Source organism: Terasakiella sp. SH-1 (assembly GCF_004564135.1).
In the GTDB taxonomy this organism is placed as follows: domain Bacteria; phylum Pseudomonadota; class Alphaproteobacteria; order Rhodospirillales; family Terasakiellaceae; genus Terasakiella.
This window is the reverse complement of sequence record NZ_CP038255.1, coordinates 2,134,609-2,159,211: the sequence shown is the minus strand read 5'-3', so window position 1 is coordinate 2,159,211 and position 24,603 is coordinate 2,134,609. Positions and strand designations below refer to the sequence as shown.

Annotated in this window: 22 protein-coding genes and 1 pseudogene; 13 read left to right on the top strand and 10 right to left on the bottom strand. The window is 47.0% G+C overall.

The annotated features are described in order from the left end of the window. Positions 1 to 70: 70 nt before the first annotated feature. Both E4K71_RS09865 and rpmG read left to right on the top strand, forming a co-directional pair. Positions 71 to 1,585 (top strand): S41 family peptidase, encoded by a 1,515-nt coding sequence (locus tag E4K71_RS09865; protein ID WP_167730428.1) that lies wholly within the window; start codon positions 71 to 73, stop codon positions 1,583 to 1,585. Positions 1,586 to 1,697: 112 nt separating this feature from the next. Next, positions 1,698 to 1,865, top strand: a complete 168-nt coding sequence (gene rpmG / locus E4K71_RS09860; RefSeq protein WP_028877909.1) for a 50S ribosomal protein L33 — start codon at positions 1,698 to 1,700, stop codon at positions 1,863 to 1,865. A 73-nt stretch (positions 1,866 to 1,938) separates the two neighbouring features. Here the strand turns inward: rpmG and E4K71_RS09855 are convergent, their stop codons facing one another. Continuing rightward, positions 1,939 to 2,304, bottom strand: a complete 366-nt coding sequence (locus tag E4K71_RS09855; RefSeq protein ID WP_135079098.1) for a response regulator — start codon at positions 2,302 to 2,304, stop codon at positions 1,939 to 1,941. Positions 2,305 to 2,564: 260 nt separating this feature from the next. Between E4K71_RS09855 and E4K71_RS09850 the strand changes: the two are divergent. Beyond that, positions 2,565 to 3,722 (top strand): annotated as a pseudogene (locus E4K71_RS09850) (EAL domain-containing response regulator). A 33-nt stretch (positions 3,723 to 3,755) separates the two neighbouring features. Here E4K71_RS09850 and E4K71_RS09845 read toward each other — a convergent pair. Continuing rightward, positions 3,756 to 7,100 (bottom strand): response regulator, encoded by a 3,345-nt coding sequence (locus E4K71_RS09845; protein WP_167730426.1) that lies wholly within the window; start codon positions 7,098 to 7,100, stop codon positions 3,756 to 3,758. 136 nt (positions 7,101 to 7,236) lie between these two features. On the opposite strand from E4K71_RS09845, the gene E4K71_RS09840 reads away from it, so the two are divergent. Together E4K71_RS09840 and E4K71_RS09835 are read left to right on the top strand one after the other, a co-directional pair. After that, positions 7,237 to 7,506, top strand: a complete 270-nt coding sequence (locus E4K71_RS09840; RefSeq protein WP_135079094.1) for a hypothetical protein — start codon at positions 7,237 to 7,239, stop codon at positions 7,504 to 7,506. A 77-nt stretch (positions 7,507 to 7,583) separates the two neighbouring features. After that, complete coding sequence (locus tag E4K71_RS09835) at positions 7,584 to 8,471, top strand: CZB domain-containing protein (RefSeq protein ID WP_135079092.1); 888 nt, start codon at positions 7,584 to 7,586, stop codon at positions 8,469 to 8,471. Between the two features lie 83 nt (positions 8,472 to 8,554). Here E4K71_RS09835 and E4K71_RS09830 read toward each other — a convergent pair whose 3' ends face one another. From E4K71_RS09830 to E4K71_RS09810, 5 genes are read right to left on the bottom strand one after another with little or no spacing between them, the layout of a single operon-like run. Further along, positions 8,555 to 9,610, bottom strand: a complete 1,056-nt coding sequence (locus tag E4K71_RS09830; protein ID WP_135079090.1) for a DUF1513 domain-containing protein — start codon at positions 9,608 to 9,610, stop codon at positions 8,555 to 8,557. Positions 9,611 to 9,615: 5 nt separating this feature from the next. Then, positions 9,616 to 10,626: an imelysin family protein gene (locus E4K71_RS09825; protein WP_135079088.1), complete on the bottom strand. Its 1,011-nt coding sequence runs from the start codon at positions 10,624 to 10,626 to the stop codon at positions 9,616 to 9,618. Between the two features lie 9 nt (positions 10,627 to 10,635). After that, a complete protein-coding gene (locus E4K71_RS09820; protein ID WP_135079086.1) occupies positions 10,636 to 11,790 on the bottom strand; it encodes a di-heme oxidoredictase family protein in 1,155 nt (384 codons plus the stop codon). Beyond that, the gene (locus tag E4K71_RS09815) at positions 11,790 to 13,250 is read right to left on the bottom strand and encodes a multicopper oxidase family protein (RefSeq protein ID WP_135079084.1); all 1,461 of its coding nucleotides are present in this window, start codon (positions 13,248 to 13,250) and stop codon (positions 11,790 to 11,792) included. The genes E4K71_RS09820 and E4K71_RS09815 overlap by 1 nt, the downstream gene beginning before the upstream one ends. A gap of 41 nt (positions 13,251 to 13,291) precedes the next feature. Continuing rightward, positions 13,292 to 14,572, bottom strand: a complete 1,281-nt coding sequence (locus E4K71_RS09810) for an imelysin family protein (RefSeq protein WP_135079082.1) — start codon at positions 14,570 to 14,572, stop codon at positions 13,292 to 13,294. A 208-nt stretch (positions 14,573 to 14,780) separates the two neighbouring features. On the opposite strand from E4K71_RS09810, the gene E4K71_RS09805 reads away from it, so the two are divergent. Genes E4K71_RS09805 through E4K71_RS09795 form a run of 3 tightly spaced genes read left to right on the top strand, consistent with a single transcriptional unit; the run spans position 14,781 to position 18,381 of the window. Beyond that, complete coding sequence (locus E4K71_RS09805; protein ID WP_135079080.1) at positions 14,781 to 15,323, top strand: BMP family ABC transporter substrate-binding protein; 543 nt, start codon at positions 14,781 to 14,783, stop codon at positions 15,321 to 15,323. Next, on the top strand, positions 15,290 to 15,811 hold the full coding sequence (locus E4K71_RS09800; RefSeq protein WP_240796916.1) for a BMP family ABC transporter substrate-binding protein: 522 nt from the start codon (positions 15,290 to 15,292) through the stop codon (positions 15,809 to 15,811). The genes E4K71_RS09805 and E4K71_RS09800 overlap by 34 nt, the downstream gene beginning before the upstream one ends. Further along, complete coding sequence (locus tag E4K71_RS09795) at positions 15,808 to 18,381, top strand: hybrid sensor histidine kinase/response regulator (RefSeq protein WP_135079076.1); 2,574 nt, start codon at positions 15,808 to 15,810, stop codon at positions 18,379 to 18,381. The genes E4K71_RS09800 and E4K71_RS09795 overlap by 4 nt, the downstream gene beginning before the upstream one ends. On the opposite strand, the gene E4K71_RS09790 is transcribed toward E4K71_RS09795, so the two are convergent. Then, complete coding sequence (locus tag E4K71_RS09790) at positions 18,359 to 19,078, bottom strand: response regulator transcription factor (protein ID WP_135079074.1); 720 nt, start codon at positions 19,076 to 19,078, stop codon at positions 18,359 to 18,361. The genes E4K71_RS09795 and E4K71_RS09790 overlap by 23 nt on opposite strands. 359 nt (positions 19,079 to 19,437) lie before the next feature. Between E4K71_RS09790 and amrS the strand changes: the two genes are divergently transcribed. The 3 genes from amrS (at position 19,438) to E4K71_RS09775 (ending at position 22,603) form a co-directional block, all read left to right on the top strand. Continuing rightward, on the top strand, positions 19,438 to 20,502 hold the full coding sequence (amrS, locus tag E4K71_RS09785) for an AmmeMemoRadiSam system radical SAM enzyme (RefSeq protein ID WP_135079072.1): 1,065 nt from the start codon (positions 19,438 to 19,440) through the stop codon (positions 20,500 to 20,502). 130 nt (positions 20,503 to 20,632) lie between these two features. Further along, positions 20,633 to 22,138: a leucyl aminopeptidase gene (locus E4K71_RS09780; protein WP_135079070.1), complete on the top strand. Its 1,506-nt coding sequence runs from the start codon at positions 20,633 to 20,635 to the stop codon at positions 22,136 to 22,138. 15 nt (positions 22,139 to 22,153) lie between these two features. Further along, positions 22,154 to 22,603 (top strand): DNA polymerase III subunit chi, encoded by a 450-nt coding sequence (locus tag E4K71_RS09775; protein WP_135079068.1) that lies wholly within the window; start codon positions 22,154 to 22,156, stop codon positions 22,601 to 22,603. Positions 22,604 to 22,788: 185 nt separating this feature from the next. Here E4K71_RS09775 and E4K71_RS09770 read toward each other — a convergent pair whose 3' ends face one another. Further along, on the bottom strand, positions 22,789 to 23,502 hold the full coding sequence (locus E4K71_RS09770) for a sel1 repeat family protein (RefSeq protein ID WP_135079066.1): 714 nt from the start codon (positions 23,500 to 23,502) through the stop codon (positions 22,789 to 22,791). 22 nt (positions 23,503 to 23,524) lie between these two features. Here E4K71_RS09770 and E4K71_RS18565 point away from each other — a divergent pair, with 22 nt between their 5' ends. Beyond that, positions 23,525 to 23,653 (top strand): hypothetical protein, encoded by a 129-nt coding sequence (locus E4K71_RS18565; RefSeq protein ID WP_276321839.1) that lies wholly within the window; start codon positions 23,525 to 23,527, stop codon positions 23,651 to 23,653. A gap of 75 nt (positions 23,654 to 23,728) precedes the next feature. Beyond that, positions 23,729 to 24,244, top strand: coding sequence for a helix-turn-helix domain-containing protein (locus tag E4K71_RS09765; RefSeq protein WP_135079064.1), 516 nt, complete (start codon positions 23,729 to 23,731; stop codon positions 24,242 to 24,244). Positions 24,245 to 24,428: 184 nt separating this feature from the next. Here the strand turns inward: E4K71_RS09765 and E4K71_RS18370 are convergent, their stop codons facing one another. Next, a complete protein-coding gene (locus E4K71_RS18370; protein ID WP_206201893.1) occupies positions 24,429 to 24,593 on the bottom strand; it encodes a transposase in 165 nt (54 codons plus the stop codon). Positions 24,594 to 24,603 lie beyond the last annotated feature (10 nt).

The following is a 24,603-nucleotide window of genomic DNA, read 5'->3' as shown; positions in this document are numbered from 1 at the left end:
TGGCCCCATGAAACAGGCATCCCTTTCTTTATCAATGCTTATGAGCGGGCTTTTAAGCCTAAGCGGCTGCGTGACCCCTCAGCTCACGGCTGAACAGGCATGGTTAGGGGATTTTGCCAACCAGATTAATCAGGTTCTGCCCGCAGATGAGGTATCATCGGTTTTAGCCTCGGGTTTTTATAATGTGTCAGAACGCGCCTTGACCCCGGTGGATGTTCGCTCCTTAGGGCTGGAAGGCATGCGAGGGCTGGCGACCATTGACCCTGAAATTATCATTGAAGAAAACAACGGGGTGATTGAGGTTCATTACGGAGAGCGCTTTCTCAAGGCAGTGGTGGAACCTCTTGCCCATGATAGTGAAAGCTGGTCTGACGCCGTTTACGAGGTGCTGGAAGCGCTTTGGCCCCATTCCCATGATCTGGCTGCAACGAACGCTGAACGCATCTATGAGGCGGTTTTTGATGCAGCCCTGTCCAATCTGGATATCTTCTCACGTTATGCCGGAAAGAAAGAGGCTGAACGTCACCGTGATCGCCGTGAAGGGTTTGGCGGTGTGGGGATGGCGCTTAAAAAAATTGATGAACGTTTCCTGATTAGTCATGCTCAGGTTCAAGGACCTGCCTATAAAGCCGGGGTTCGCCAAGGCGACATGGTGGTACGCGTTAATGATGAACCTGTCATTGGTAAGTCTTTATTTGAAGTCAACGCCTTGCTGCGTGGGAAAATTCAGACAGAACTGTCTCTTTTGATTGAACGCCCTGATACAGGTGTCAGCCAAACCGTGTTTATCTGGCGTGAGCTGGTGATCCCGCAAACCGTGTTTAGTACCTATGACGATGGGATTCTTTCCATCCGTTTATCTGGTTTTAATGAACGTACCGTGGGGACGGTTTCACAGGACGTACAGGATTATGCCTTGATGCATGGGCATCGTTTTAAAGGGATTATACTGGATTTGCGCAATAACCCCGGTGGACTGCTGAAACGGGCAGTACAGGTTGCAGACCTGTTTGTAGCTGGGGGGCGGATTATTTCCACACAGGGGCGTCATCCCGATAGTTTTGAAACCTATGAGGCTGACCTGATTGATGTGGCGCAGGGACGCCCTATTGTGGTGCTGCTGAATGGAAAAAGTGCGTCTGCCTCTGAAATTGTGGCCGCAGCTTTGCAAGACCGTGCCCGTGGTGTGGTTGTTGGCAGTTCTTCTTATGGCAAGGGGACTGTGCAATCGGTACAGCGCTTGCCTAATGATGGGGAAGTCACGGTGACATGGTCACGCCTGATTGCGCCCAGTGGTTATGCCTTTCATGGATTGGGTGTGCGGCCGTCGGTTTGTACAAGTGGGGTCAAAAGCAATAGTGAACGGGGACCAGCCTTATGGGAAGTGAGTGGTCAACGCTTGAGAAAAGATTGGCAAACGGTGGGAATTGAAGATCGCACCGGGCGTAAAAACTTGCGTCAATCTTGTGCACCAGATCATCAAAAAAACAGAATCGATATGGATGTTGCGCGTAATCTCATTCTTGATTCCAGCTTATATCAACGTTTCAGGGGCTTTACGACCATTGCAACAGTGGCGCAATAGGGCGGGTTTGTGCCGATTGTCACAAAAATTTAGAAACCTGCTTGACATGGGCAAAAATGCTTGTATTGTCCGGCCCTCATAGACGCAATTTTTTGCTACAGGATTAAGTAAGATGGCTAAGCCAACCACCATTCAGGTTAGACTGGTAAGCACCGCTGACACAGGTTATTTCTACGTCACGAAGAAAAACCCGCGTAACATCACCGAGAAGCTGGAATTCCGCAAATACGACCCGGTGGTACGCAAGCACGTGCTTTTCAAAGAAGCTAAGATTAAATAATCTGACGCTTTTTAAAGTATACCTTATAAAAAAAGAGCCCTTGAGATTTCGGGGCTCTTTTTTTGTTTATCCGTTATGCCAGAAATTTGGAAACTGTTTCCAGAAACAAAGGCACGGAGATGGGCTTGGAGAGATAGCCGTCACATCCGGCTTGCAGGATTTTCTCCTGATCCCCCTTCATGGCAAAAGCGGTGACGGCAATAAGGGGGATTTGTTTGGAAGCAACGTCATTTTTAAGCATGGCGGCAATGTCAAAGCCGGAAATTTCAGGCAATTGAATATCCAGAATGATCAGGTCGGGCTGATGTTTTGCAATCAGCTCTTTGACATTATGGCCGCTGTTGGTTTGTACGGTGTTGTAGCTATGGGCCTGCAACAAGTCATTGAACAATTTCATGTTCATTTCATTGTCTTCAACAATAAGGACTGTTTTATTCATTTTTTCCGGCTCATTCGTGTTGCATGTACAAAGATGACCCAAAGGGGCAGGGAAGTCAAATTACGAACGTCAAATTTGTATGAAACTGTCAGATGAAAAATAAACGCAGAGCATTGACCTCAAAATTGTGTTTTTTGTTCAAAATTTGTTTATATATTGCATAAATTTAATCTATTATGCATCGATTGTGGCGGTCATACGAAAGATTGGTTATAGTATCGCTTTGCGGAAAATAAAAATTAAAGAAATAAGGTAAGTGCATGTCTTCAAATCGTTCCCTAATTATTTTTGACGATGATGAAGAAATCCGTCAGCTGATTTCCTTGTTGGCGACCAAGGAAGGGTTTGATGTTGAAACTGCCGCTGAATTCGAAGAGTTCAAGACCAAGGTTGATCAAATTAAACCGGATGTGATCATTCAGGACCTTTCTCTGGCTGATTGTGACGGGATTGAGGTGCTGCGCTATTTAGGGTCCATCAATTGCAAAGCTTCAATTGCCCTGATCAGTAGCTTTGATGAACGTCTGTTGAAAAGTGCGATGAATTTGGGCTCAGACTTCGGCCTGGAAGTTATTGGAAACCTGCGTAAGCCTGTGACTGGTGCGGGGTTGCGTGAAGTTCTACAACGCGCCCCTGAAGTGACTAAGTCTGTGCGCGAAAATGATTTGAACCATGCGATACAGGCAGGGCGTTTGTTTTTGAGTTTTCAGCCTAAGGTCGACATGAATACACAGGCTGTGACCTCTGCCGAAGCGCTGGTGCGTTGGCAGGAACCAAACCGTGGTTTGATCTACCCCGATGAATTTATTACGCTGGCTGAACAGACGGGCTTGATTGAGCCTATGACCTATCAGGTATTGGAACTTGCGGTTCAGGAAGCGGCCAAGTGGAAAGAAAGTGGCCTTGATATTGCGGTTGCAGTTAATTTGTCAGCCTCTTCCCTGACGGATCTGGATTTTCCCAGCAAAGTGTCCAGAGCGCTGGATCAATATGGTGTCCCTGCAACCCAATTGATTTTGGAAGTGACAGAAAGCAGCGCGATGACCGATGCGCGCAAGACGCTGGATATTTTAACCCGTTTGCGGATTAAGGGGATCAGCGTTTCCATTGATGATTTTGGCACGGGCTATTCCTCTTTGGTGGAACTACACCGCATGCCGTTTTCCGAGCTGAAAATTGACCGATCCTTTGTTATGGATGCTCATGAGGATAAAGATTCCCGCATTATCATTAATGCGATCCTCGGCTAGGCCAAGGCGATGGGGTTAAAGGTGGTTGCCGAAGGTGTTGAAACACAAGACCACTGGGATTTCCTGAAAAACGCAGGCTGTGATATTGCCCAGGGTTATTTTATGGGCAAGCCCATGCGTTCTGATGAATTCATCACATGGGTTCAGCAATGGCAGGCACAGCATTGAGACCATGCGAGTCAAGCTAATCTGAATAGGCTCTTAGCCTTCTTCTGATAAGAACCTTTGGGTGGCTTCTTGCTTGAAACGTTCAAAGGCAGCGTATAACTCTTCACTGGTGGGAAGAGGGCTCTCATCTTGCTTTTCAAGGCGCATAGCGAGATCTGCAATTTGTTTGGCCCCCATGGAGTTTGACGCCCCTTTCAGGCTGTGTGCTTCTTTTTTAAGAAGGCCCGTGCTGTTTTCCTCAATACAGGTTGCAATCTTTTCAATACGCGAGACCGTATTCTTTAAATAGGTCCGCAACAGCATTTGATAGCCATCTAAGTCCAGGTCATTAATCATGGTTTCAACGATCTCTTCGTTCCAGACCTGTAAGTTTGGTTCGTCTGTTTTTGTCGCTTGAGCGGTTGGCAGGCTCTCTTTTTCGGTTTCTTCCTGAAAGCGTCCCAGCAGACTGTCAATACAGGTGCCAAGCTTATCGGCGGTGACAGGTTTGGACAGATAGTCATTCATCCCGGCGAGCAGACATTTTTCCCGGTCTCCTGCCATGGCATTGGCGGTCATGGCGACAATTGGAATATTGGCAAACGTGCCTGTTTTGGAACGGATGTCACGGGTTGCCTGATAGCCATCGCATTCCGGCATCTGAATATCCATCAACACCAAATCGTAAGGCAGGTTTTCAACCGCGTTAATCGCTTCCAGCCCGTTTGAGACCACATCAACATAATGGCCCAGTTTCTTTAAAATCCCCTGAGCAACCATCTGATTGACTTGATTGTCTTCGGCCACAAGGATGCGTAGTTGCGCTTCTGCCCGTTTGCTGTTCTGTGCAGGGGCTTTGACCTCTTCACCTTCGTTATTCAATGTCTCCCTGTGCCCGCCCAGACATTCCATAAGAATATTCTTGAGTGTTTGTTGACGGATTGGTTTGGTCAAAACCGCTGAGATTTGGGCGCGTATATCCGGGTCAACATCATTGGAGGACGTTGACAGGATCACAGGGGTGCTGCCTTGATAGCGCTTGAGAAAGTCCTGACCATTGAGACCCGGCATATTGAAATCCAGAATAATCGCATCAAAGCTGTTCTCTTTGAGCGTGTCCAGCCCTTCTTCAACAGAACGGCACAGAGTGGTTTCCATCCCCCAGGCCAGCATGTTGATATCAAAGATTTCGCGGTTAATTGTGTTGTCATCTATGATCAGGACATGTTTGGCAAGCAAGGTGCCTTGCCCATCCAAATCAAGCAATGGTGTGGTTTCAAGACATTCAAGCGGGAGGGTGAACCAGAAAGTACTGCCTTTACCGACCTCACTGCTCATACCGATTTCACCGCCTAGGGCTTCGACAATGAGTTTGGAAATGGCAAGGCCAAGGCCCGTACCGCCATATTTGCGGGTGGTTGAGGCATCAACCTGGGTAAATTTCTGAAAGAGCTTTTCCCCGTCTTTGGGGCTGATGCCAATGCCGTCGTCTTGAACTTCAAAGCGGATGCCCTTGGCGTTTTCTTCCACCCGTAAGATGACGGAACCTTCCGGCGTAAACTTGATGGCATTGGTGATGAAGTTCAACAATACCTGACGGATACGTCCCGGATCAGACTTATATGTTCCGCTTAATTTCGGGGAGACGACAGAGCCAAAGTGTAATCCCTTTTCCATGGCTTTGGAGGTCATCAGGTCTACGACACTTTCACACAATTGCACCATGTCAAACTGGGATTCTTCCAGTTCCAGCTTGCCAATTTCGATTTTGGTGTAATCCAGAATATCGTTAATGATGCGCAGCAGGGCTTCGCCAGATTGACGGATGGTTTCTGCAAAGTGGTGTTGTTCTTCATTCAGCCCTGTATCCATCAATAAACCTGTCATGCCGATCACCCCATTCATGGGGGTGCGGATTTCGTGGCTCATGGTGGCGAGGAATTCGGATTTGGCCTTGTTGGCGGCTTCGGCTGTTTCCTTGGCTTGAATTAGGGCCAATTCTTGCTCTTTACGGCTGCTGATATCACGCAGATAGGCAATGAACAGCCGCTCATTCCCATGACCGGTGACATGGATGGCCAATTCAATGGGGAATTCATGCCCATCTTTATGAAGAGCGTCAATTTCAATTCGCTTGCCCAGCAGCTGACTTTCACCGCTTTTCACAAAATTCGCCAGCCCCTGATCATGAGAGGCACGATAGCGTTCAGGGATCAGCTTGTCAGAAAGTTTTTTCCCGATCACTTCCATAATGGAATACCCAAAGACACTTTCGGCAGATTTGCTGAATTCAACGATCTTGCCATCAACTGACATAATGACAATGGCATCCAGCGAGGCACTGATGGTGGCACTGAGCTGGCTTTTTTGTTTTTGCAGCTCTTCGGTACGTTCTTGGATCAGGTCCTCAAGTTGCATATTGAGGGCTTGAAGGGCCTTTTCAGCACGCACCTGAGAGGTAATGTCACGGGCATAAAGGTTGCAATACCCATATTCGGCAATGGGAACCAGTGTACAGGCATAAATCTTGCCATCGCAATTGATGGTTGGGGTTGCGGTATGGTTGTCTTCCAGTACGCTTTGAACGCTGTGTCTTAATTCTTCACAGATAGTGTTTTTATTGTCATCGGCAAAAAGACCGGGTTCGCTCCAGGCAACTGTGTTGGAATACATGATTTCATAATCAGCACCACAGCGTAAGATTGGGTTCGGGTTTTCATAAGGAAAACGGGCCAAAACCTCAATCTCAGAAAAAGCTGCTGAAATATTTTGGCCCAAGGAACGATAAGAACGCGCAAGGTCCCCCAATTCATCACGACGATCTAGCATATCTGGTGACAGGGCATCAATATCGACGTCATCCTTGTCTGAATTGATGGCGCGGTTCAGCTTCATCAACGGGTTGATCAGCAAACGTTCCAGCACCAGCATGGTACATACGGTCACAAAGGCGGAAATGATCAAAATCAGCCCGACGATACGGCCTACATAGGCTTCCATCTCACCGGGGATAAAGGATGCATTGGCAATGATAATCAGCTTTTTATCAGGCGCATCTGGAATAATATGGGTGAGGGTCAGGGTTTGGGCTGTGCTTGAATAAATCGGCTCATCGCTACTTTTGTCAGCATCTTTTTCATAGAGATGGATAATATCAGGCACTTCGCGCAAGAGTTTGAGGCGATGGTTCAGGTTGAGTTCACTGATGGGCAGGATTGAGGTCGCAATCAGGTCGATTTTTGAGGTTAACCCGTTGACCAGTTCTTTTTCTTTATTGTTATAGGATGGCACAAGGATGATGATTTCGATCAGGATAATGCCCAGAAAAACACCAATCGTAACTTTTTGTGTCAGCGGAGATTTGTAAATTTCCAATCTGCGCCATAAAGATTTTAACATGAACCATCGCCTTATTTTTATTCCTGCTATGCTACCCCTCAAACCACAGGAAGGAAACATAGAAATCCATTTCAGGGTGCTTGTTTCTCCAAAAAAATTATATTAGAAAAAATATGTGTAACTATGGGTGCGAATTATGGCTAAAGAAAATCAATCTGACAAAGCAAGGACCGAAAACCTGCCTGATCTTTCCTCCGGCATAAAGCAGCTTGTCAGTTTGAAAGGAACGGGATTAGGGGCAGCCCATCATGCAGGCATGGCGTCTGCCGGGGGTGGTTTTTTGACCGGGAAGGCTTGCGGGTTGAAACTGGGGCTGGGATTGTCTGGTTTTGGTGGGCCTGTGGTCTTGGCTGTGCTTGCCGGCTTTGCCGGATATAAAATTTTTAAGGCGATACAAAAGGATTGATGGATATCATTTCGAACTATTAGGGCCTGCTTATATGGTGTGAGAAACGATCACAAAATATATAAGAAGGAAAAACAATGGTTCTGGATATTACATTAGATGCCAATGTTGCCCGTCTCGCCCATGTGGGCTGGGAGCTGGAACTGGAACGTTTGGCCTTGGGTGGGGGCATTGCGACCAAATCGCCGATCCATGCCAATTGTGAGCTGGGCCATTGGATTTTTTCCAGTGGCTTGCGTAAATATGGTCCGTACCCTGAGGTCTGGAAACTCAAGGAAGAACATACCAAGTTCCATACTATCGCGGATGAGATCATTGATTTGAAACTTGGCGGAGAGTCCAAGCGGGCGGCTGCGATGATTAACCGTTTGCGTGCCAGCAGTCGTGATGTGGTTTATCTGTTAACGGCCTTGGAGCTACATGTCGCCCGAAAAGACAGTGAAGATTTGATTGATCAGGCAAAGGGTATGATTGGTCGTTTTTTAGGGGGAAACAAGGATACAGAACCTTTTCCGATGTATTTGGATCGTGCCAAGGTGCCGTGGTATGCGTTTCGCAAAAAGAAAATGGCTCGTTTGGCCTCTGTATTCGATATTAACGCCGCGCGCCTCAATCATGTGATCTGGGTGCAAAACTTGGGAAAAGCTTTTCACCGCAATATAAAGCCGAAGAATATTCAGCATGCCGATGAATGCAGTCTTGGGATTTGGATTAATTCTGTGGGGCGGGATAATTATTTGAAAGATGATGAATTTATTCATCTGGAAGAAACACACCGCCAGTTTCACGATCTATCCCATAAAACGGTGGCTGAATTAAATCGTCATGACTATGAGGGGGCTGATGTCTCTTATCAGAAAGTCATTCAGGCCAGCCATGACATTGTGTCGCGCCTGACCCATCTGGAATATCGGATGCAGGACAGTAAAACCTCTTCTGTGCGCATGCGGGCGTTTCAGTTGTAAAAAAATACTGTCGTCCTCGACTTGATCGGGGACCTCCATCCATTTGGAAAAAGGTCCCCGCTTGCGCGAGGACGACAGTTATTTTAAGCCATCGTACAGTGGTTATCAAAACGATAGCCGTGGGTGGCTTCACGCCCTTGACCGTCAAGGATTTTACCTTGGCCTGTGGTCATCATGAAACCTTGGCCCGGCATTTCAGCCACACCGCAGATATCACCCTCGGCAATTAGGCGGTTGCCTTCTTTCGTCCATTGGTAAACCGCATTCCCACGTGGGGAAGACACACAAAGGGAGCCGTTATTGGCAACCACACTGCCGATATAGCCTTCAAATGCTTTCCAGCCTTCAGCGGGTTCTTCCATGGCAACCAGTTTGTCTCCAACCGTTTTCCAGACCAATGGCAGGTTACGGCGACCTTTTTCCTGATCTTGTGTCCCCACATAAGCTGTGCCATCTGTATCCACATCCATATGGCGGATGGACAGTTTATGCAGGTCTTCCGGCAGGGAAATCTGTTTGATTAACTGGCCGGAAGCCACGTCAATGTAGCTCAGGTTCGGGGCCATGGTATCGAGGTTCAGTTTGGCACGGCCTGTGTCCGGGTGAGTCAGAATACCACCATTGGAAACGATGATGGTTGTGCCATCCGGGCTCATGCGGCTTTCATGTGGGCCGATGCCGCCACTGTCGAATTCACCAATACGCTCGTAATTATTCAGCGCATCATAAATCCCGATTACCCCTTTTTCTTCTGTCATGTTGCTTTCGGTAATGAAATAGCGACTGCCATCATTGGAATAATGACCATGACCGAAGAAATGACGCCCTTTGGAGGCTGCAACGGTTTTAAGCTCTTTTGCCTTCAGGTCAAAAACAAACAGTTCCACACCGGGGCGACGGGCCGGAGCCACGACTTCGGCGCGTAACGGGTGTTTGGAAATCCCATGCAGGCGTTGTTTGGTAAAGAACAGTGGTGTGACGTTAAAGTCTTCAGAAATATGGACCACACCAAACTGGTCAGCAGCATTTTTGATACCGCTGAACCAGCCTTTGTTTAATGTTGAAGCCTTTACATTTTTGCAAAAAGCAACAGTAGTCATCCCCCCAAGAGATGCTTTCAAAAATGTACGACGGTTCATGGGAATTAGTCTCCATCAAGGTTGTTGAACCCAACCGGAATACCGAGATGTTGGGTGAATTGTTTAATGATCAGCGCACGTGTTTCCTTACTGATGGCAAGGAAATCTTTTAATTGTTCACGCCCGGCAACGTCTTTGACAGCCGTTGTCAGTGTGGGCAGTTTATTGGCCGCGTTCAGGAACGTCTCAAACTGTTGTGCCAGTTCGTCGTGATCCTTTTTCGGCAGGAAGTGCATGAAAGGCGTTGCCATGTTACGCAGGGCATGTGCACTTTCGGTTACAAAACGGTTTGGACGGTTTGAGCGCCAGCCTTCTGCACGACGGCCATTGGCTTTTTTGATGCTGGTACTCATGGGTAGGGCGATCTTCTGTTCGTTGATCATTTGGAAACCGGCCAGCAATTCTGTAAACAGGCGGATGGTGACTTCGCTCATGGTTTCGAAATAAAGCGGGTGTCCTTCGCCTTTTTGGATCACAGCTTGCAAGGCTTTCCAGTCTTGGGCTGTGTTTTTTGTCATGGTTGCGACGTTTTGGGCAACGGTTTTACCAACTTTACAGGACCATTCGCTATCCAGAAGGCCACCATAAATCAGGCGTTCCAATGCTGGTAAACCTTGAACGGCAACACTGGTGCGGGCAAATTTCTTGGGTGCCAGCAGGGCTTCGTCTTCTTTTGCCAGCAGTTTGGTCATGCCTTTGGCAACCGCATTGCGACGTTCCGGCCAGTGATAGAGACGGTCTTTACGGATCAAGAGAGAAACCGGACCAAAGGTAATATGTTGCACAGCCGCCCAGGCGTCCGCCGTTTTCTGATAGGCATCTTTCAGGTCATCGGCTTTACAGGATTTTTTCCAGGCTGCGGCCTGTGCTTCAGCCTGTTTGGCAAGATTTTCATAGGCAGGAACAACAAAATCATGTGTCACCTTATATGAAATATCATGTTGGAGTTTATCTTGGCTATGGCCGGTAAACGGCGTCAGGGCAACAAGACAGAACGCGAGAAAGAGACGCTTCATTTTTATTCCTTACAGGCTGTTTATAAAGTTAATTAGGCGTTGTTTGTCAGTGTCAGACAGGGCGGTGAAGTTGGCTTTGGCTTTGGCCGCTTCGCCCCCATGCCAGTTAATGGCTTCTTCGATTGTTTGGGCACGACCATCATGTAAAAAGCGTTTTGTGTTCGCACTGCCCCATAAAGGTTGGGTGCGCCACTCACGACCTGTGGCGTTGTTTTCTTTAATACCATCGGCCAGCCCTTCGCCCATGTCATGGAGAAGAAGATCACTATAGGCGGCAACTTTTTGCCCGGATTTTGTTTTCAGCTGTGGGGTATGACAGTCCGCACAGCCAACCTGACTGAACAGGGGCAGGGGCTCTGTTGCTTTGCTTTTAGGGGCTGGCAGGCGTTTGAGGTAATAGGCAACCAGATCTAGCATCTGAGTGTCAATTTCCAGATTTTCAAACTGCACGCTGTCACCATGGGGGCCTTTCAGGCAATCAGGCTGGTTTTTGGTGCAATCGCCATGGTGATGACGATGGATTGGGGAAGACATGCCAATATCATTTGAAAACGCATTGCCAGCTTGAATGCGTAAAGTCGGGGCGGTGGCTTTCCAGGCAAAACGGCCCAGTTGTCCATTCACCATATGGGCGCGTCCGGAAATGCCATCTCCGTTTTTATCATCCGGGTCGGCCAAGGCAAGAATATCTTCTGTCGGGATTTCTTCGAGCAGACCAAGCCCGTGTAAGGGTTGAGAAAGGCGTCCGGCATATTTGGTTTTTTCAGCCATTTCGCCATAGGCGAGATCTTCAATCCGGTAATAGCCATTTTCCAGATAGACCCGGCCTTCGGCCTTTTGTCCATGAATGGCATTGGTTTGAAGCTGGCGCCCATATGTTGGGTCGCCTTCACCTGTGGCACTGCCCAGACGCAGAACATAACCCACACCGCCGATTTCCCCATTAGATTCAACGGTAATTTTACCGCGTCCGGCCTTTGGGTGGCAGGCGACACAGGAGCGGGCATTAAACAAAGGCCCCAGACCATCGGTGGCTTGCGTTGATGCAGGGGCCGATGTCCAGGGGCGATCAAACAGGGCTTTGCCCAGGGCAAAATCCAGATTTGTAGCTTGTGCTGGCGATGTCGCCAGCAGCAAGCCAAAAAATGCAGTTACTTTTTTCATTAGGCGACGTTGATGATCCCCATCATTCCTGTTTCTTCATGTTCAACAATATGACAGTGGAACATCCAGTCCCCTGGATTATCCGCAACAAAAGCCACGTGCACGCGTTCTTTTGGACGGATCAATACCGTGTCCGTAAAGTGCTTGGGCAAGGACTTCTTGTTGGATTTTAAATAGAGGAAGGTATGACCGTGAATATGAATGGGATGCACATGCGGGGTCGCGTTGATCAGTTCAAACACATAAGTGCGCCCACGTTTCAGATTAAACAGCGGGGCGGGCAGGGTTTTGTGCCCGTCTTGCGGCCATGTGCGTTGATTGATCGCCCAAAAGGTTTCATCTGACAGGCACAATGCATCGGCAAATTTCAGGGTTTGACCATCCGGCAGATTAATATCTGGTGGTGAGGCTTTGGCCGTGGCGGTAAATTCCACACGTTCATGAATGGCATTTGACAGATCAGGCTCGGCAATATCCGGGGCATAAAGCGGGGCTGGGTCAAATTCACCACGATCCAGCATGGGGCCAACCGATTTCAGTTTGGCAATTGGCACAGGCTCAGGGGCAAAATAATCATAAATGATGGCTTCTTTGCCCGGTTCTGGTGTACGCACCACCACGTCGATGCGCATGGCAGACCCCAGACGCCACGTTTTCAGCGGGAAGGGAGCGACAGCCTGACCATCTGTGGCGATGATCGCCGCACCATTGGCACCTTCAATGCCGATTTGGTTTACGCGTGAGTTATTGACACTCATCATACGGACACGCACATCACCACCGGCGGGGACTTCCATGATGGGAAGCTCTTTCAGGTTGGTGCTGCGTTTTGTGGCAAATGTGCCGCCACGACTTGCCCCTGCAGCAGAGGTGAAATCAAGGAATTCACCATTTTCACCAAGACGCCAGTCTTTGATGATACAGAGAACATCATCATCATAAGGTTTGGTTTCATCACCCGTGACCATCAAGACACCGGCCAGACCTTTGCCCAATTGGGTGGACAGGTTACAGTGCGAGTGCATGGGGAAAAGCCCCGTATCCGGTACGGTAAAATCGTAAGTATAGCTTTCACCCGGCTCAATCGGTTGCTGGGTGACATAAGGAACCCCGTCCATATGGTTGGGCAGGCGGATGCCGTGCCAGTGAATGGAGGTATGTTCCGGGAGTTCGTTTTTCAATGTGGTGCGCACACGCCCGCCTTTGGGCACACGGATAATCGGTAGCAGATCATCGCTATAGGTCCAAAGCGGCAGTTTTGGGCCACCTTCAAATAATTGTGTCGGGCGGATTTTCGCCACAAGGTTTGTTTCGACAACCGCATCAGTCAGTGCGGGTTCTTTTCTTTTTGGCACATCCGGGCGGGTTGTGCTGAGACTTGGTTTAGCCAGAAGTGGAAATGCCGAAAGCGCGACCAAGGCCGCGCTCCCGCCAATGACACTTCTTCTGGAAATAGGCATGATAGTTTACCCCTATATACCCCAAAAGAGATGTTTTTGGATTAGTGACCAACAGTCGTCGGATTATCCAGACTGTCAGAACCTTCAACTTCGATTTTCAGGCCAAGTTCGGATACAACCTGTTCGATGCCACGTGTTTGGTTCACAAGACCATCAACAACGTCGAGCAGGATTTTGTTACCCGCGTCATTGTTTTCTGCCAGCATTTGGTCATATGCCATTTTGCCGCTGTCAGCTGTGTCTTTCATGATTTGCATTTTAGCTGTTGTCGCATCCAGCAGACCCTGCAGACGCTTGTTTGCAGCCGGAGCTTTGGCTTCTGCCAGTTGGGCAACACTCGCACCAGAAATCATGGAACCGTCAACACGCTGGTATTTACCTGTGTAAATCGCGTTCATACCGATTTGGTTGTAGTAGTGAGAGTTATGCGTGTTGTCAGAGAAACAATCATGCTCTTCTTCCGGGTCATGCAGCAGTACGCCAAGCTTCATACGCTCACCGCCCAGTTCACCATAAGAGAGAGAACCGATACCGGACAGGATTGTGGAAAGGGCATCGTTTTCGCTTTTGGAGGCGATGTCTTTGCGTGCTTCGCCACCTTCAGACCAGGCTGTCACAATATATTGCAGGTCTGAAATCAGCAGGTCAGTGGCTGCTGTCAGGAATTGTGCACGACGATCACAGTTGCCGTTTGTGCAGTTTTTTGTATCGAAATCAGATGCCGGACGATTACCTGCGCCTGCTTCTGTTCCGTTCAAATCTTGGCCCCACAGCAGGAATTCAATGGCGTGATACCCAGTTGCAACGTTGGCTTCAACTTCTTGAGCTTCGTGCAGGCTGCCTTCCAGCAGTTGAGGTGTGATGTTTGTTGCATCAATGACGTCTGGGCCAATGCGAACTTTTTTGTTGGCAATCACGTTTAATGTGTAAGCCGGGTTTTCATCAGAAGATTTCCCGTAAGAGGCATCAACATAATCAATCAGACCTTCATCCAGCGGCCATGCGTTAACTTTACCTTCCCAGTCATCAACAACAGTGTTGCCAAAACGGAAACCTTCTGTTTGCTGATAAGGAACACGTGCAGCAACCCAGGCATCACGTGCAGCTTTTAAGGTAGCATCAGACGGGTTTGCGATCAGCGCATCAACAGCAACCTTGAGTTTTTGTGCTGTTGTATAAGCATCTGTGTACATTGCCAGGGCGATGTCAGAATAATTTTTAACGATTTCTGTTGTGCTTGGTGCCGCAGCCTGTGCTGTGGAAGCAGCTGCAAACATAACCGCCCCAGCGGCTGTTGTCTTAAGAAGATGAAGGAACTTCATTTCAAACCCTATCTAATAAAGTGATTATTAATGTGTGCAGTTTTATGGATAATGAGAATCATTGTCAACACAATTAAGAATTATTATCACGGTTATTTTTTGTGAATCAGAGATAGAAATGATGGTCTAATATTATGTCTTGATATTGTCCTTGTAAGGGGATGTGTTAAACTTCGGCGGTGCATAATTTTATAAAAGGGAAAACCCTATGCCTAAGTGGCTTTATGTTTTTTATTGTACGACTCTGTTCGTCATGATTGCTTTTGGTGGGGCCGCACAGGCGGAAAATTTTCGTCCAGCCATTATTTACGATACTGAGGTGGTGAATGATGGTTCCTGGAATGAGGCCATCTATCGCGGGATACAAAAGTTTGAAAAACGCACAGGTGTTTCTGTCCAAATTGAAACGGCAGATAGTTATGATGAACATACCCGCAAGATGAATGCCTTTGCCGTGCAGGGCTATAACCCTATTTTATTAAGTGGCAGTACATTAACCCATAAAAAGATCAGGCAAGCGGTGATTGATCATCCAAAAACCCGGTTCATTATTTTTAATGGTCGGTTTAATTTGCCAAATGCCTATTTCTTTTCCTTTGCCTATCATAAATCTTCTTTTCTGGCGGGCTATTTAAGTGCGGCAAAAAGCAAAACAAAAAAGCTTGGTTTTATTGGGGGGCTGGAAATCCCGACGATCAAAATTTCTTCTGTGGCTATATTGCCGGGGCGAAACATTATGATGAAAAAATAGAGATCAGCCACGCTTATATAGGGCAGGATTATAATGCCTGGGCAAATCCTGAAAAAGCCTATGACATTGCTGTGGACCAAATTGCACAAGGAGCTGATATTGTATTTGCCGCTGCCGGGGGCAGTTCGGTCGGGGCGCTAAAAGCGGCGCGTGATCAATCGGTACTGGGGGTTGGAGTGGATATGAACCAAAACCATTTATATCCGGGCAGTGTGTTAACGTCGGTTATGGTCAGGGTGGATAATGCGGCCTATAGGGCCTTAATGACGGCTCATCGCAATATCTGGGGAGAACAAAAGAAAGTCATGGGGCTCCAGGAAAAAGGGGTGGAACTGGCCTTTGATCAGCATAATGCCGGATTGATCCCTCAAGCCCTTAAGTCGCAAATTGAACAGCTGGAATCCGATGTGATCCTTGGCAAAGTTCAAGTACCCTACTATGAAGAAAAGGGGGAATGTTCGATTCAGGGGCGGCTTTTATTTAAATGAGAAAACGGTTTTCTTCGATTTCCAGTTGGGTCTTGTTAGGACTGTTTGTTTCTGTAGCGCTTCCCTTGGGGTTCGCCGAATGGTTCCTTATTCGCCAACATGAGACACAGCGTTATGCCCAGTTTCGTGAGCAAGGCCAGCTTATGGCGGATAATATCGCTTTGGCGATGAGCTATCCCATTGAAATTTTTGACCCTAGTCGCGGGTCAATTGTTTTGGAGCTGCCCAAGAAAAATCCCCAGATTTCTGAAATTCAGGTGTATGACACTTTTAATGATTTGCCTTTTTTGCATTATCGGGTGCCGGATCGTGAAATTGGCAATCGCTATGAGTTTAAGGCGATTGCACTTAATGCAAAAGGGGAAGAAGTTGGCAGGGTACTCGCTGTCTATAATGATTCTGCCTTACAGGCCGAAATTCTGGAGCGCCAGAGGTTGCTTGAAGTGGTGTTCCTTCTGACCTCTCTTTTTCTTTTGGCGATTATGCTGCCTCTTCTTTTTATCAAGGTGCTACAGCCTCTGCGTCGATTGACAGCTCAGGCATCGGATTTCAGGGATAACAAACTGGAAGAAACAGTCTTCTGGAAAGGCTCTGACGAGATTTCCACCTTGGGGCAGACATTGGAAATCGCACGTGTTTCCATCGTGGATCTGGTGACAAAATTACAGGAAAAGAAAAAAGAAGCTGAAAAAGCCAATAATGCAAAATCTGAATTTCTGGCAACCATGAGCCATGAAATACGCACCCCGATGACTGGGGTCGTCAGTATGGCAGAATTGCTTCAAAAATCAGGTTTGAATAGAGATCAGGATAAGATGGTTGGCACCATCCGGCGTTCTGCAAAGAACCTGAGAAAAATTATTGATGCCATTTTGGATGTATCCAAGGCCGAAGCCAATCAGATCATTCTGGAAATTGAAGACACCTGCTTGCGTGATGTGATTGAAGATGTCGGGCATACTCTAGGGATGGAGGCTGAGGATAAAGAAATTGATTTTCAGCTCTATATTGATCCAGCGATCCCCAAGCAGTTGGAATGTGATGCCTTGCGTTTGCGCCAGATCTTATTAAACCTTGCCAGCAATGGGATCAAATTTACCCCACGGGGTGGGCGTCTGCGCATTGAAGCTGAACTGGAGCAAAAGAAAGCGGATGGGAAATATGATATTCGCTTTGTTGTTGAGGACAATGGGATCGGTATTTCTGAGGAGACACAAGACAAGCTTTTTCAACCTTTTGCACAGGCTGAGATTTCCACGACGCGTAAATATGGGGGCACGGGCCTTGGGTTATATATTTGTCGACAGCTTGTTGCTTTGATGGGAGGTAATATCGAATTACACAGCAAGCTGGAAGAAGGCAGCAGATTTTATTTCACTCTGGAACTGAACGGCAAAACGGGCGATGAAGTTCATGAAGAGGAGTGTCATGATTTTTCAGGACAGTCTTTTTGCTTCATCTCCAGAGAGGCATCCCGTGAAAAAGGCGTAAAGGAATATCTGGAATATTGGGGGGGAACCGTTTCATTCTGTGACAAGCCAGAGGCTCTGAAAGGAGATGCTTTGTTGATTGATGGCTTGGGGGGCAACCTGGCGGAGTTTCAGAAATATTGTAGCCTCGGCATACCTACGCTTGTGATTGGCCTTGATAAGCCGCAAGAAGCTCCTGCTTTAGAAAGTAATGTTCGTTATTTTAAGGAAACACCGCTTACACGCAGTGGTCTTCTTTGTGCTGTGGGCCAGCTAACGGGGCGGTTTGAAAAGAGTGAGACTAAGGGAATAAACTCTGAAAAGGCTTCTCTCTCATTCTCTCTTGAAAATGCAGAACAAGACGAGAAACGTGTTCTGATTGCAGAAGATGACCCTGTGAATCAGGAGGTTTTTGCCCGTCAATTAAGATGGTTGGGCTATAGTGTGGATGTCGTCTCCAATGGTGAAGAGGCCCTGCGTGCAATTGAACGTAAACACTATGGGATGATGTTCACAGATATGCATATGCCTGATTGTGATGGCTATGAACTGGTGACAAGATTGCGTGAGTTAGAAAAACAAAAGGGAGAAGCAATGACCTCCTTGCCCGTTTTTGTCATTACAGCGGCCACATCGGATATTCATTCCCCGCGTTTTAACGGGCTGGATATTCAAGGCGTCTTGTTAAAACCTGTTGAATTGGATGAATTACAACAGATTATGGCGCAATGGCCCCCACATGAAAAAAATCGGGGAGAAAAGGTTTCTTCCTTGATTGATTTAGCGGTCCTTAAGGAATTTTTTGGCCCCACCGATGATCATATTCAGGATGTGTTGGCGTTATTTGTAGAAAGTTCACAAGCTGTTATGGATGGTCTCACGCAGGCGTATCAAGAGAAAAACTTGCGCCAAGTCGGGGAACTCAGCCATAAGCTTCATTCAGCTTCCGCAAGTATCAGGTGCAAGTCTTTGGCCGATTTATGCTTACAGGCGGAAGAAAGCAGTAATCATCATGATTGGGACCGGCTGGATAGTCTTTTTCCTGAAATTCAAAAGCGCTATGAACAGGTTCTAAGCTTTATTGAACAAGATCGTCCTTAGGGAGGTTCAGCTGATAGCCGATTTCTGGAATAGGGGTGATCTGGAGGCTGTTGAGACCATGTTTTTTCAGTTTGGTCCGCAGTCGAGAAACTAGAACGTCAACCGTGCGAGGGTGCCCGTCTTTATTGCGTGCCACCATTTCCTGAAGTGTTTCTCTGCTGACTGCTTTTCCAACAGAACGCCACAGTCTTTCCAGTAAATGGCTTTCCCCTCTGGTCAGTTGAATTTGGTTGTTACCGTAAAGCAGTTTTCTGTTTTTCCGATCCAGACAAATTTCCCCCATCATCAGGTCTTTCTCGATACTGTGTTCACGGGACTTTGGGGGATTTAAAAGGTTATTCACTCGATGAACAAGCTCATCAGGGTGAAAGGGTTTGATCAAATAATCATTGGCCCCGATATTGAGCCCCCTGGCTCGCTCATCTGGGGAACGTAAGACGGAAACAACTAAAATGGGCAAGTTCGGATGTCGATTTTTCACCCAGCTGATAAAATCAAGACCACAGCCATCGGGAAGCTTCAAGTCAAGGACAAGTAAATCAAAAATACCATACAATAAAAGCTGTTTTGCATTTTCAATGGTATAGGTTGCCGTCGTTTGATACCCTTCTTTTGTAAGGATTTTTTCATTGAGATAACGCGCTACTTCCTCATCTTCAAGAATGAGGATTTTACTTTTTTCACTTGCCGACATCATTAACCTTGTGTCTGGTTTTATAGAATTAGCTGTGATTTTAGATAAGTCTTTCTCCTCATGCTTTCAAAAAAAACATTTTCTTTTTGTTTTTTTTGCTCCTGTTAATGGGATGTTAATATGGTTTAATCTTCTGATTGTCGTTTTGTGATATGATGCACCTTTGGTATGTGTTGGTGTGTCTGTAAATCTCAGTTTAGCAGAAGGGGGGCTGGTTTTAGGAAATGGATTTAATTAAAAGTGTGAGTGCATTGGAACAAAGGAAAAGAGAAAGAATTCAAGTGTTTGTTTTTGTTCAATAGTGATGTTAACTTTTTGCCTGTTCTCTGTGCGAGATAGAATATCGGTGGTATAGTGTCTATATGTTCAAAAATGGTAGATATTGGCATGAGCTTGAAGATGGGCGTCTTCAATGTGACCTTTGTCCTCGTGATTGTAAAATCAAACCGGGGCAACGAGGGCTTTGTTTTGTGCGGGCTAATGTTGATGGGCAAATGGTGCTGACCACCTATGGGCGTTCCAGTGGGTTTTGTATTGATCCGGTTGAGAAAAAACCGTTGAACCATTTCTATCCGGGGACGCCGATCCTGTCTTTTGGTACAGCAGGGTGTAATCTGACCTGTAAATTCTGCCAGAATCATGACATTTCAAAATCACGTGAGTTTGACAAGTTACAAAGTCAGGCCAGCCCGGAAATGATTGCGCAGGCTTGTTTGAAGACCAAATGTAAATCTGTGGCCTTTACCTATAATGATCCTGTGATTTTTATGGAATATGCCATTGATGTGGCCAAGGCGTGCCGGGCTGTTGGGATTAAGACGGTGGCTGTGACGGCAGGTTATATTCATGCGGATGCCCGCAAGGAGTTTTTCTCCCATATGGATGGCGCCAATGTGGATTTAAAATCTTTTCAGGAGGATTTTTATTTCAAGCTGTGTAGCGCCCATCTGGATAATGTTTTGGAGACATTGGTTTATTTAAAACATGAAACAAACGTCTGGTTTGAAATTACAGACTTGTTAATCCCTGGTGAAAATGACAGCCCGCAAGAAATTGATCAAATGACCCAATGGGTGGTGAAAGAATTGGGGACAGATGTACCGATGCATTTCAGTGCCTTTCATCCTGACTGGAAAATGTTGGATAAGCCGCGCACACCACCTGAAACATTGATCCGTGCGCGTCAAATTGCCCTGAAAAACGGCGTGCGTTATGCCTATACTGGCAATGTTCATCATGAAGAAGGTGACACGACATATTGTCACAAGTGTCAGGCTGTTTTAATCAAACGTGATTGGTATGAATTATCTGATTATCAGCTTAGTGATGACGGGAATTGTCTTCAGTGTGGCACGCCCTGTGCCGGGCGCTTTGATGGTCCGGCAGGGGAATGGGGGCGAAAGCGCGTCCCTTTGCGATTTAAGTGATATATCAAAGCGTTCTAATTTTGATCATAAATATAAAAAATGCAATAAACCTATGTTTTTTATGGTTCCCCTCAGGCAAACTTCCCGCTAACCTGTGAAAAAAATGCATATGGAATAAAAGAGGTTCTTGATGAAAATTTCGTTCACTAAACCGGGGTTGCCGGAAACGGGTGTGTTGGTTGTTACAGGCTTTGATGGTGGGGAACTGTCTGAAGCAGCTAAGGCCATTGACAAGGTGTTGCATGGCAATTTGTCACGTGCTGCTAAAGTGGCGAAATTTAAGGGAAAACTAGGGGAGATGGTTTCCCTCTTATCACCGGCAGGGACAAAGCTTGAACGTGTTCTGCTTATTGGTGCCGGGAAGGAAAAGAAAATTGATCTTCTTGCAGCTGAAAAGCTGGGGGGGACGATCTATATGGCGTTGGCAGGCAAGCAGCCCCGTACGGTGACCATTGCTCATGATGCGATTGAAGAGGCACAAGGTCGTGTCTGGGAACAGGCGGCCCATCTTGCGTTTGGGGCGTTGTTGCGCTCTTTTCGTTTTGATAAATATCGCACAAAGGAAGAAAGCGACCAGAAACCATCCATTCGTGCCCTTAAAATTATGACACCAAGTGGTGGACGGGCACGCAAAGCCTTTGATGAGCTTTCCCGCGTGGCAGATGGTATCTTTTTAACCCGAAATTTGGTGTCAGAACCTGCCAATGTGCTCTATCCGGAAAGTTTTGCACAAATCTGTACGGAACTGAGTGAGTTGGGTGTTGAGGTTGATGTCCTTGGCGAAGCGGATATGAAAAAGCTCAAGATGGGGGCTTTACTGGGTGTCGGTCAAGGCAGTGAGCGTGAATCCAAACTTGTGACCATGCGCTGGAATGGTCTTCAGGGGCGGGGGCGCAAGGCACAAGCCACACAGATTGCCTTTGTGGGGAAAGGTGTGACTTTTGACAGTGGCGGGATCAGCATTAAGCCATCCGGTGGCATGGAAGACATGAAATGGGATATGGGCGGCGCTGGAACGGTTGCGGGCCTGATGAAAGCACTGGCGGGGCGCAAAGCTGAAATTAATGCCGTTGGTGTGATTGGTCTTGTGGAAAATATGCCTGATGGCAAGGCGCAGCGCCCTGGTGATGTGGTGACTTCCATGTCCGGTCAAACCATTGAGGTGATCAATACGGATGCGGAAGGGCGTTTGGTCTTGGCTGATGCGCTGACCTATACGCAGCAAAATTTTGAACCCAAAACCATGATTAACCTGGCAACCTTGACAGGGGCCATGCTGGTTTCTTTGGGGCAGGAACGCGCAGGTGTTTTTGCCAATGATGAGGAATTGGCCGATCAGTTGAAGGTTTGTGGTGATGACACGGGCGAAAAAGTATGGCCTTTCCCCATGGATGCTGCCTATGACGAGTTGCTGAAATCCCAAATTGCCGATATGAAAAACACGGGCGGGCGTTATGGTGGCAGTATTAGTGCAGCCAAATTCCTCCAACGTTTTGTCACAGATACAAAATGGGCGCATATTGATATTGCCGGGATGGCCTGGTCGAACAAAGATCGCCCGACGATTCCCAAAGGCGGGACAGGGTATGGTGTGCGTTTGCTGGACCGTCTGGTCGCCAAATATTACGAAGCATAACGGCGGGTTTGAATTGTGACGGATATTGCGTTTTACCATCTGACCAAGTTTTCCTTGGAGCAAGCTCTTCCCAAATTGTTGGAAAAGACGCTTCAGGTGGGAAAGCGTGCCGTCGTGCAAGTGGGCTCCCAAGAAAGAAGTGAAGCACTGGCTAACGAACTCTGGACATACAGCGCTGATAGCTGGTTGCCCCATGGAACGGCAAAAGACGGCCATGCAGAGAAACAACCGATTTTGATCACACCGGATCAGGAAAACCCCAATGGGGCGCAATTTTTGTTTCTCAGTGATGGGAGTGACAGCAACGATATTGGCAATTTTGAACGTTGTTTTGTTGTTTTTGATGGGCGCAGTGAGATGGCTGTACATCATGCGCGTGCTCAGTGGAAGTCTTATAAAGATGCAGGCCATGAGCTGACCTATTGGCAGCAAACAGATGCCGGAGGCTGGGAGAAGAAGGCTTAGTTATTGAGTTAGAGAAAAGACTGTAAAAGGGCTCGATAGATTATTTTGTGGATTTCTTCAGGATAGGCAAAGAAAGGGATGACATGTTCCCAGTTATTTTGCGCCGGATTCACACCTCCAAATTGGAGTTTACGCGATGGTCATTTATACAGCTAATCTGACAGGCTCAATTATCCTCGAATATCCTAGTCAAACCAATCTGGGTTGATATCTGGAAGATAAGCATATTTGTCTTTTGCTTTAATGATTGTGAGTGGAACTTGTTTGCTTAGCAATTCCAAGCGTTTTATCGCCGGGCTGTAAGATTGACTTGCAGCCCTTTCATAAAACTCTTTTGCCTTATCTAGGTTTTGCTCTAAACCGTTTTTAGACCATGTTTCGGGGTGAAATTCTGCTGGGTTTTGTTCATACATACGGCCCATAAAATATTGTGCAGGCGCATAGCCCGCATTTATTGGCCCTTCGCAATAGTTCATATTTCCTACAGCAAATATTTTGCTAATGGCTTCTTTACCGTGAGAGCATAGGGCGAATGCTGCTTCTATATTATCTTTGCTTACTCCTTCCAACTGTATAGCTGCAGCTTCATAACTTGGCGGCATGTGAGGTGTTTTTAATATATCACGGGCCTTAATTGTAAAAGCAGCGCTTAAGCTTCCTTGTTGAGCGGCTTTCTCAAAGAGGACTTCATAGGAAGGAAGCTGTTTTCCTACATTTTTTCCATATCCAGATAAAACGGCTAAATTATAGGTGGCTCTGCTGTCTCCTGCGTTGGAAGCATTGATATAAGCCTCAATGATTTTATCCTGAGTACCTTCCAAGATTAAGTAAATACCAGCCATTTCCATATAGATGTCAGCTGATTTTTGAGAAGAAGGGATTTGTTCAAGTTCTTTCAAACGCAAACCCGTTAAAACCGCGATGGGTGACCTAGCACGTAAAGAGTTAAGTTCCATTGGTGTTTCTGTCAGTGGTGGTGGTGATGCTGCTTTTGTGAAAGCTGCTGATAGTGATCTGGATAAGACGGTCGCAGCTTTGTTGAAAGATTAATAAGCAAAGAAAACGGCCTGCCGGTTTTTGGAGTTTCGAACAGGCCGTTAACATTAACAATGTAGGAGAAATCTAATGCCTTTAGATAAATTAAACAACACACTTTTGCCGGGCCAAAGAGGGAGTAATATCCCGCACCCTGTGGATGTACATGTAGGTCAGCGTGTCAAATTACGCCGTACCTTGGCTGGCATGACACAAGGCCAACTTGGTGAAACTATTGGCTTAACTTTTCAACAAATTCAAAAATATGAGCGTGGGGCCAACCGGATAAGTGCATCGAAGATTTGGGACTTAAGTAATCGTATGGATGTGCCTGTTTCTTACTTCTTCGATGAAATGTCACCATCAATTTTAGAAGCTCATCCCGGTTGGAGTGGGTTTGAAGCGTCAGATGATGCGAGCGAAGAAACGCTCACCCTACATCGTCGTCAAACCCTTGAGTTAGTTCGTACATTTGATGCCATTCACGACCCTGTTATTCGTAAGCGAATTATTGATGTTAGCCGTGCCATCGCAACAAGCGAAACGGTTAGGCTTTCTCTTTCTGCGTCAGTTCGACGCTTTGTGCATTCACTGGCAGGTGAGTGAGAGAGAGGGTCAGGAAGAATAAAAAGGAGGGCAGGAATTTCAAGTGATGATCGCTTCGGTAAGTTGCGCTGGAGGAAGGAGAAATTATCTTGAAAGTGGTCGGAAAAATCAATGTTTGTGCTAAAGTTTTAGGTAGATCATTATAGACTACGGTCCCTGTTTTTGGGGTGTAACGCCTGCTCGGTCAGTTCTTCCAATCTTTTGACGAATTCTTCGGAGCCAAGGGGGCGGTTGCTGTCTGGACCTGTTCCATGACCTTGGCGAGACCGTCAACGTATTTGGGAACGGCGATAACATGGGTGTGATTGGGCATCAGGCAGTAGGCCCAGATTTCAACCCAAACCGTCATCCCGGACCTT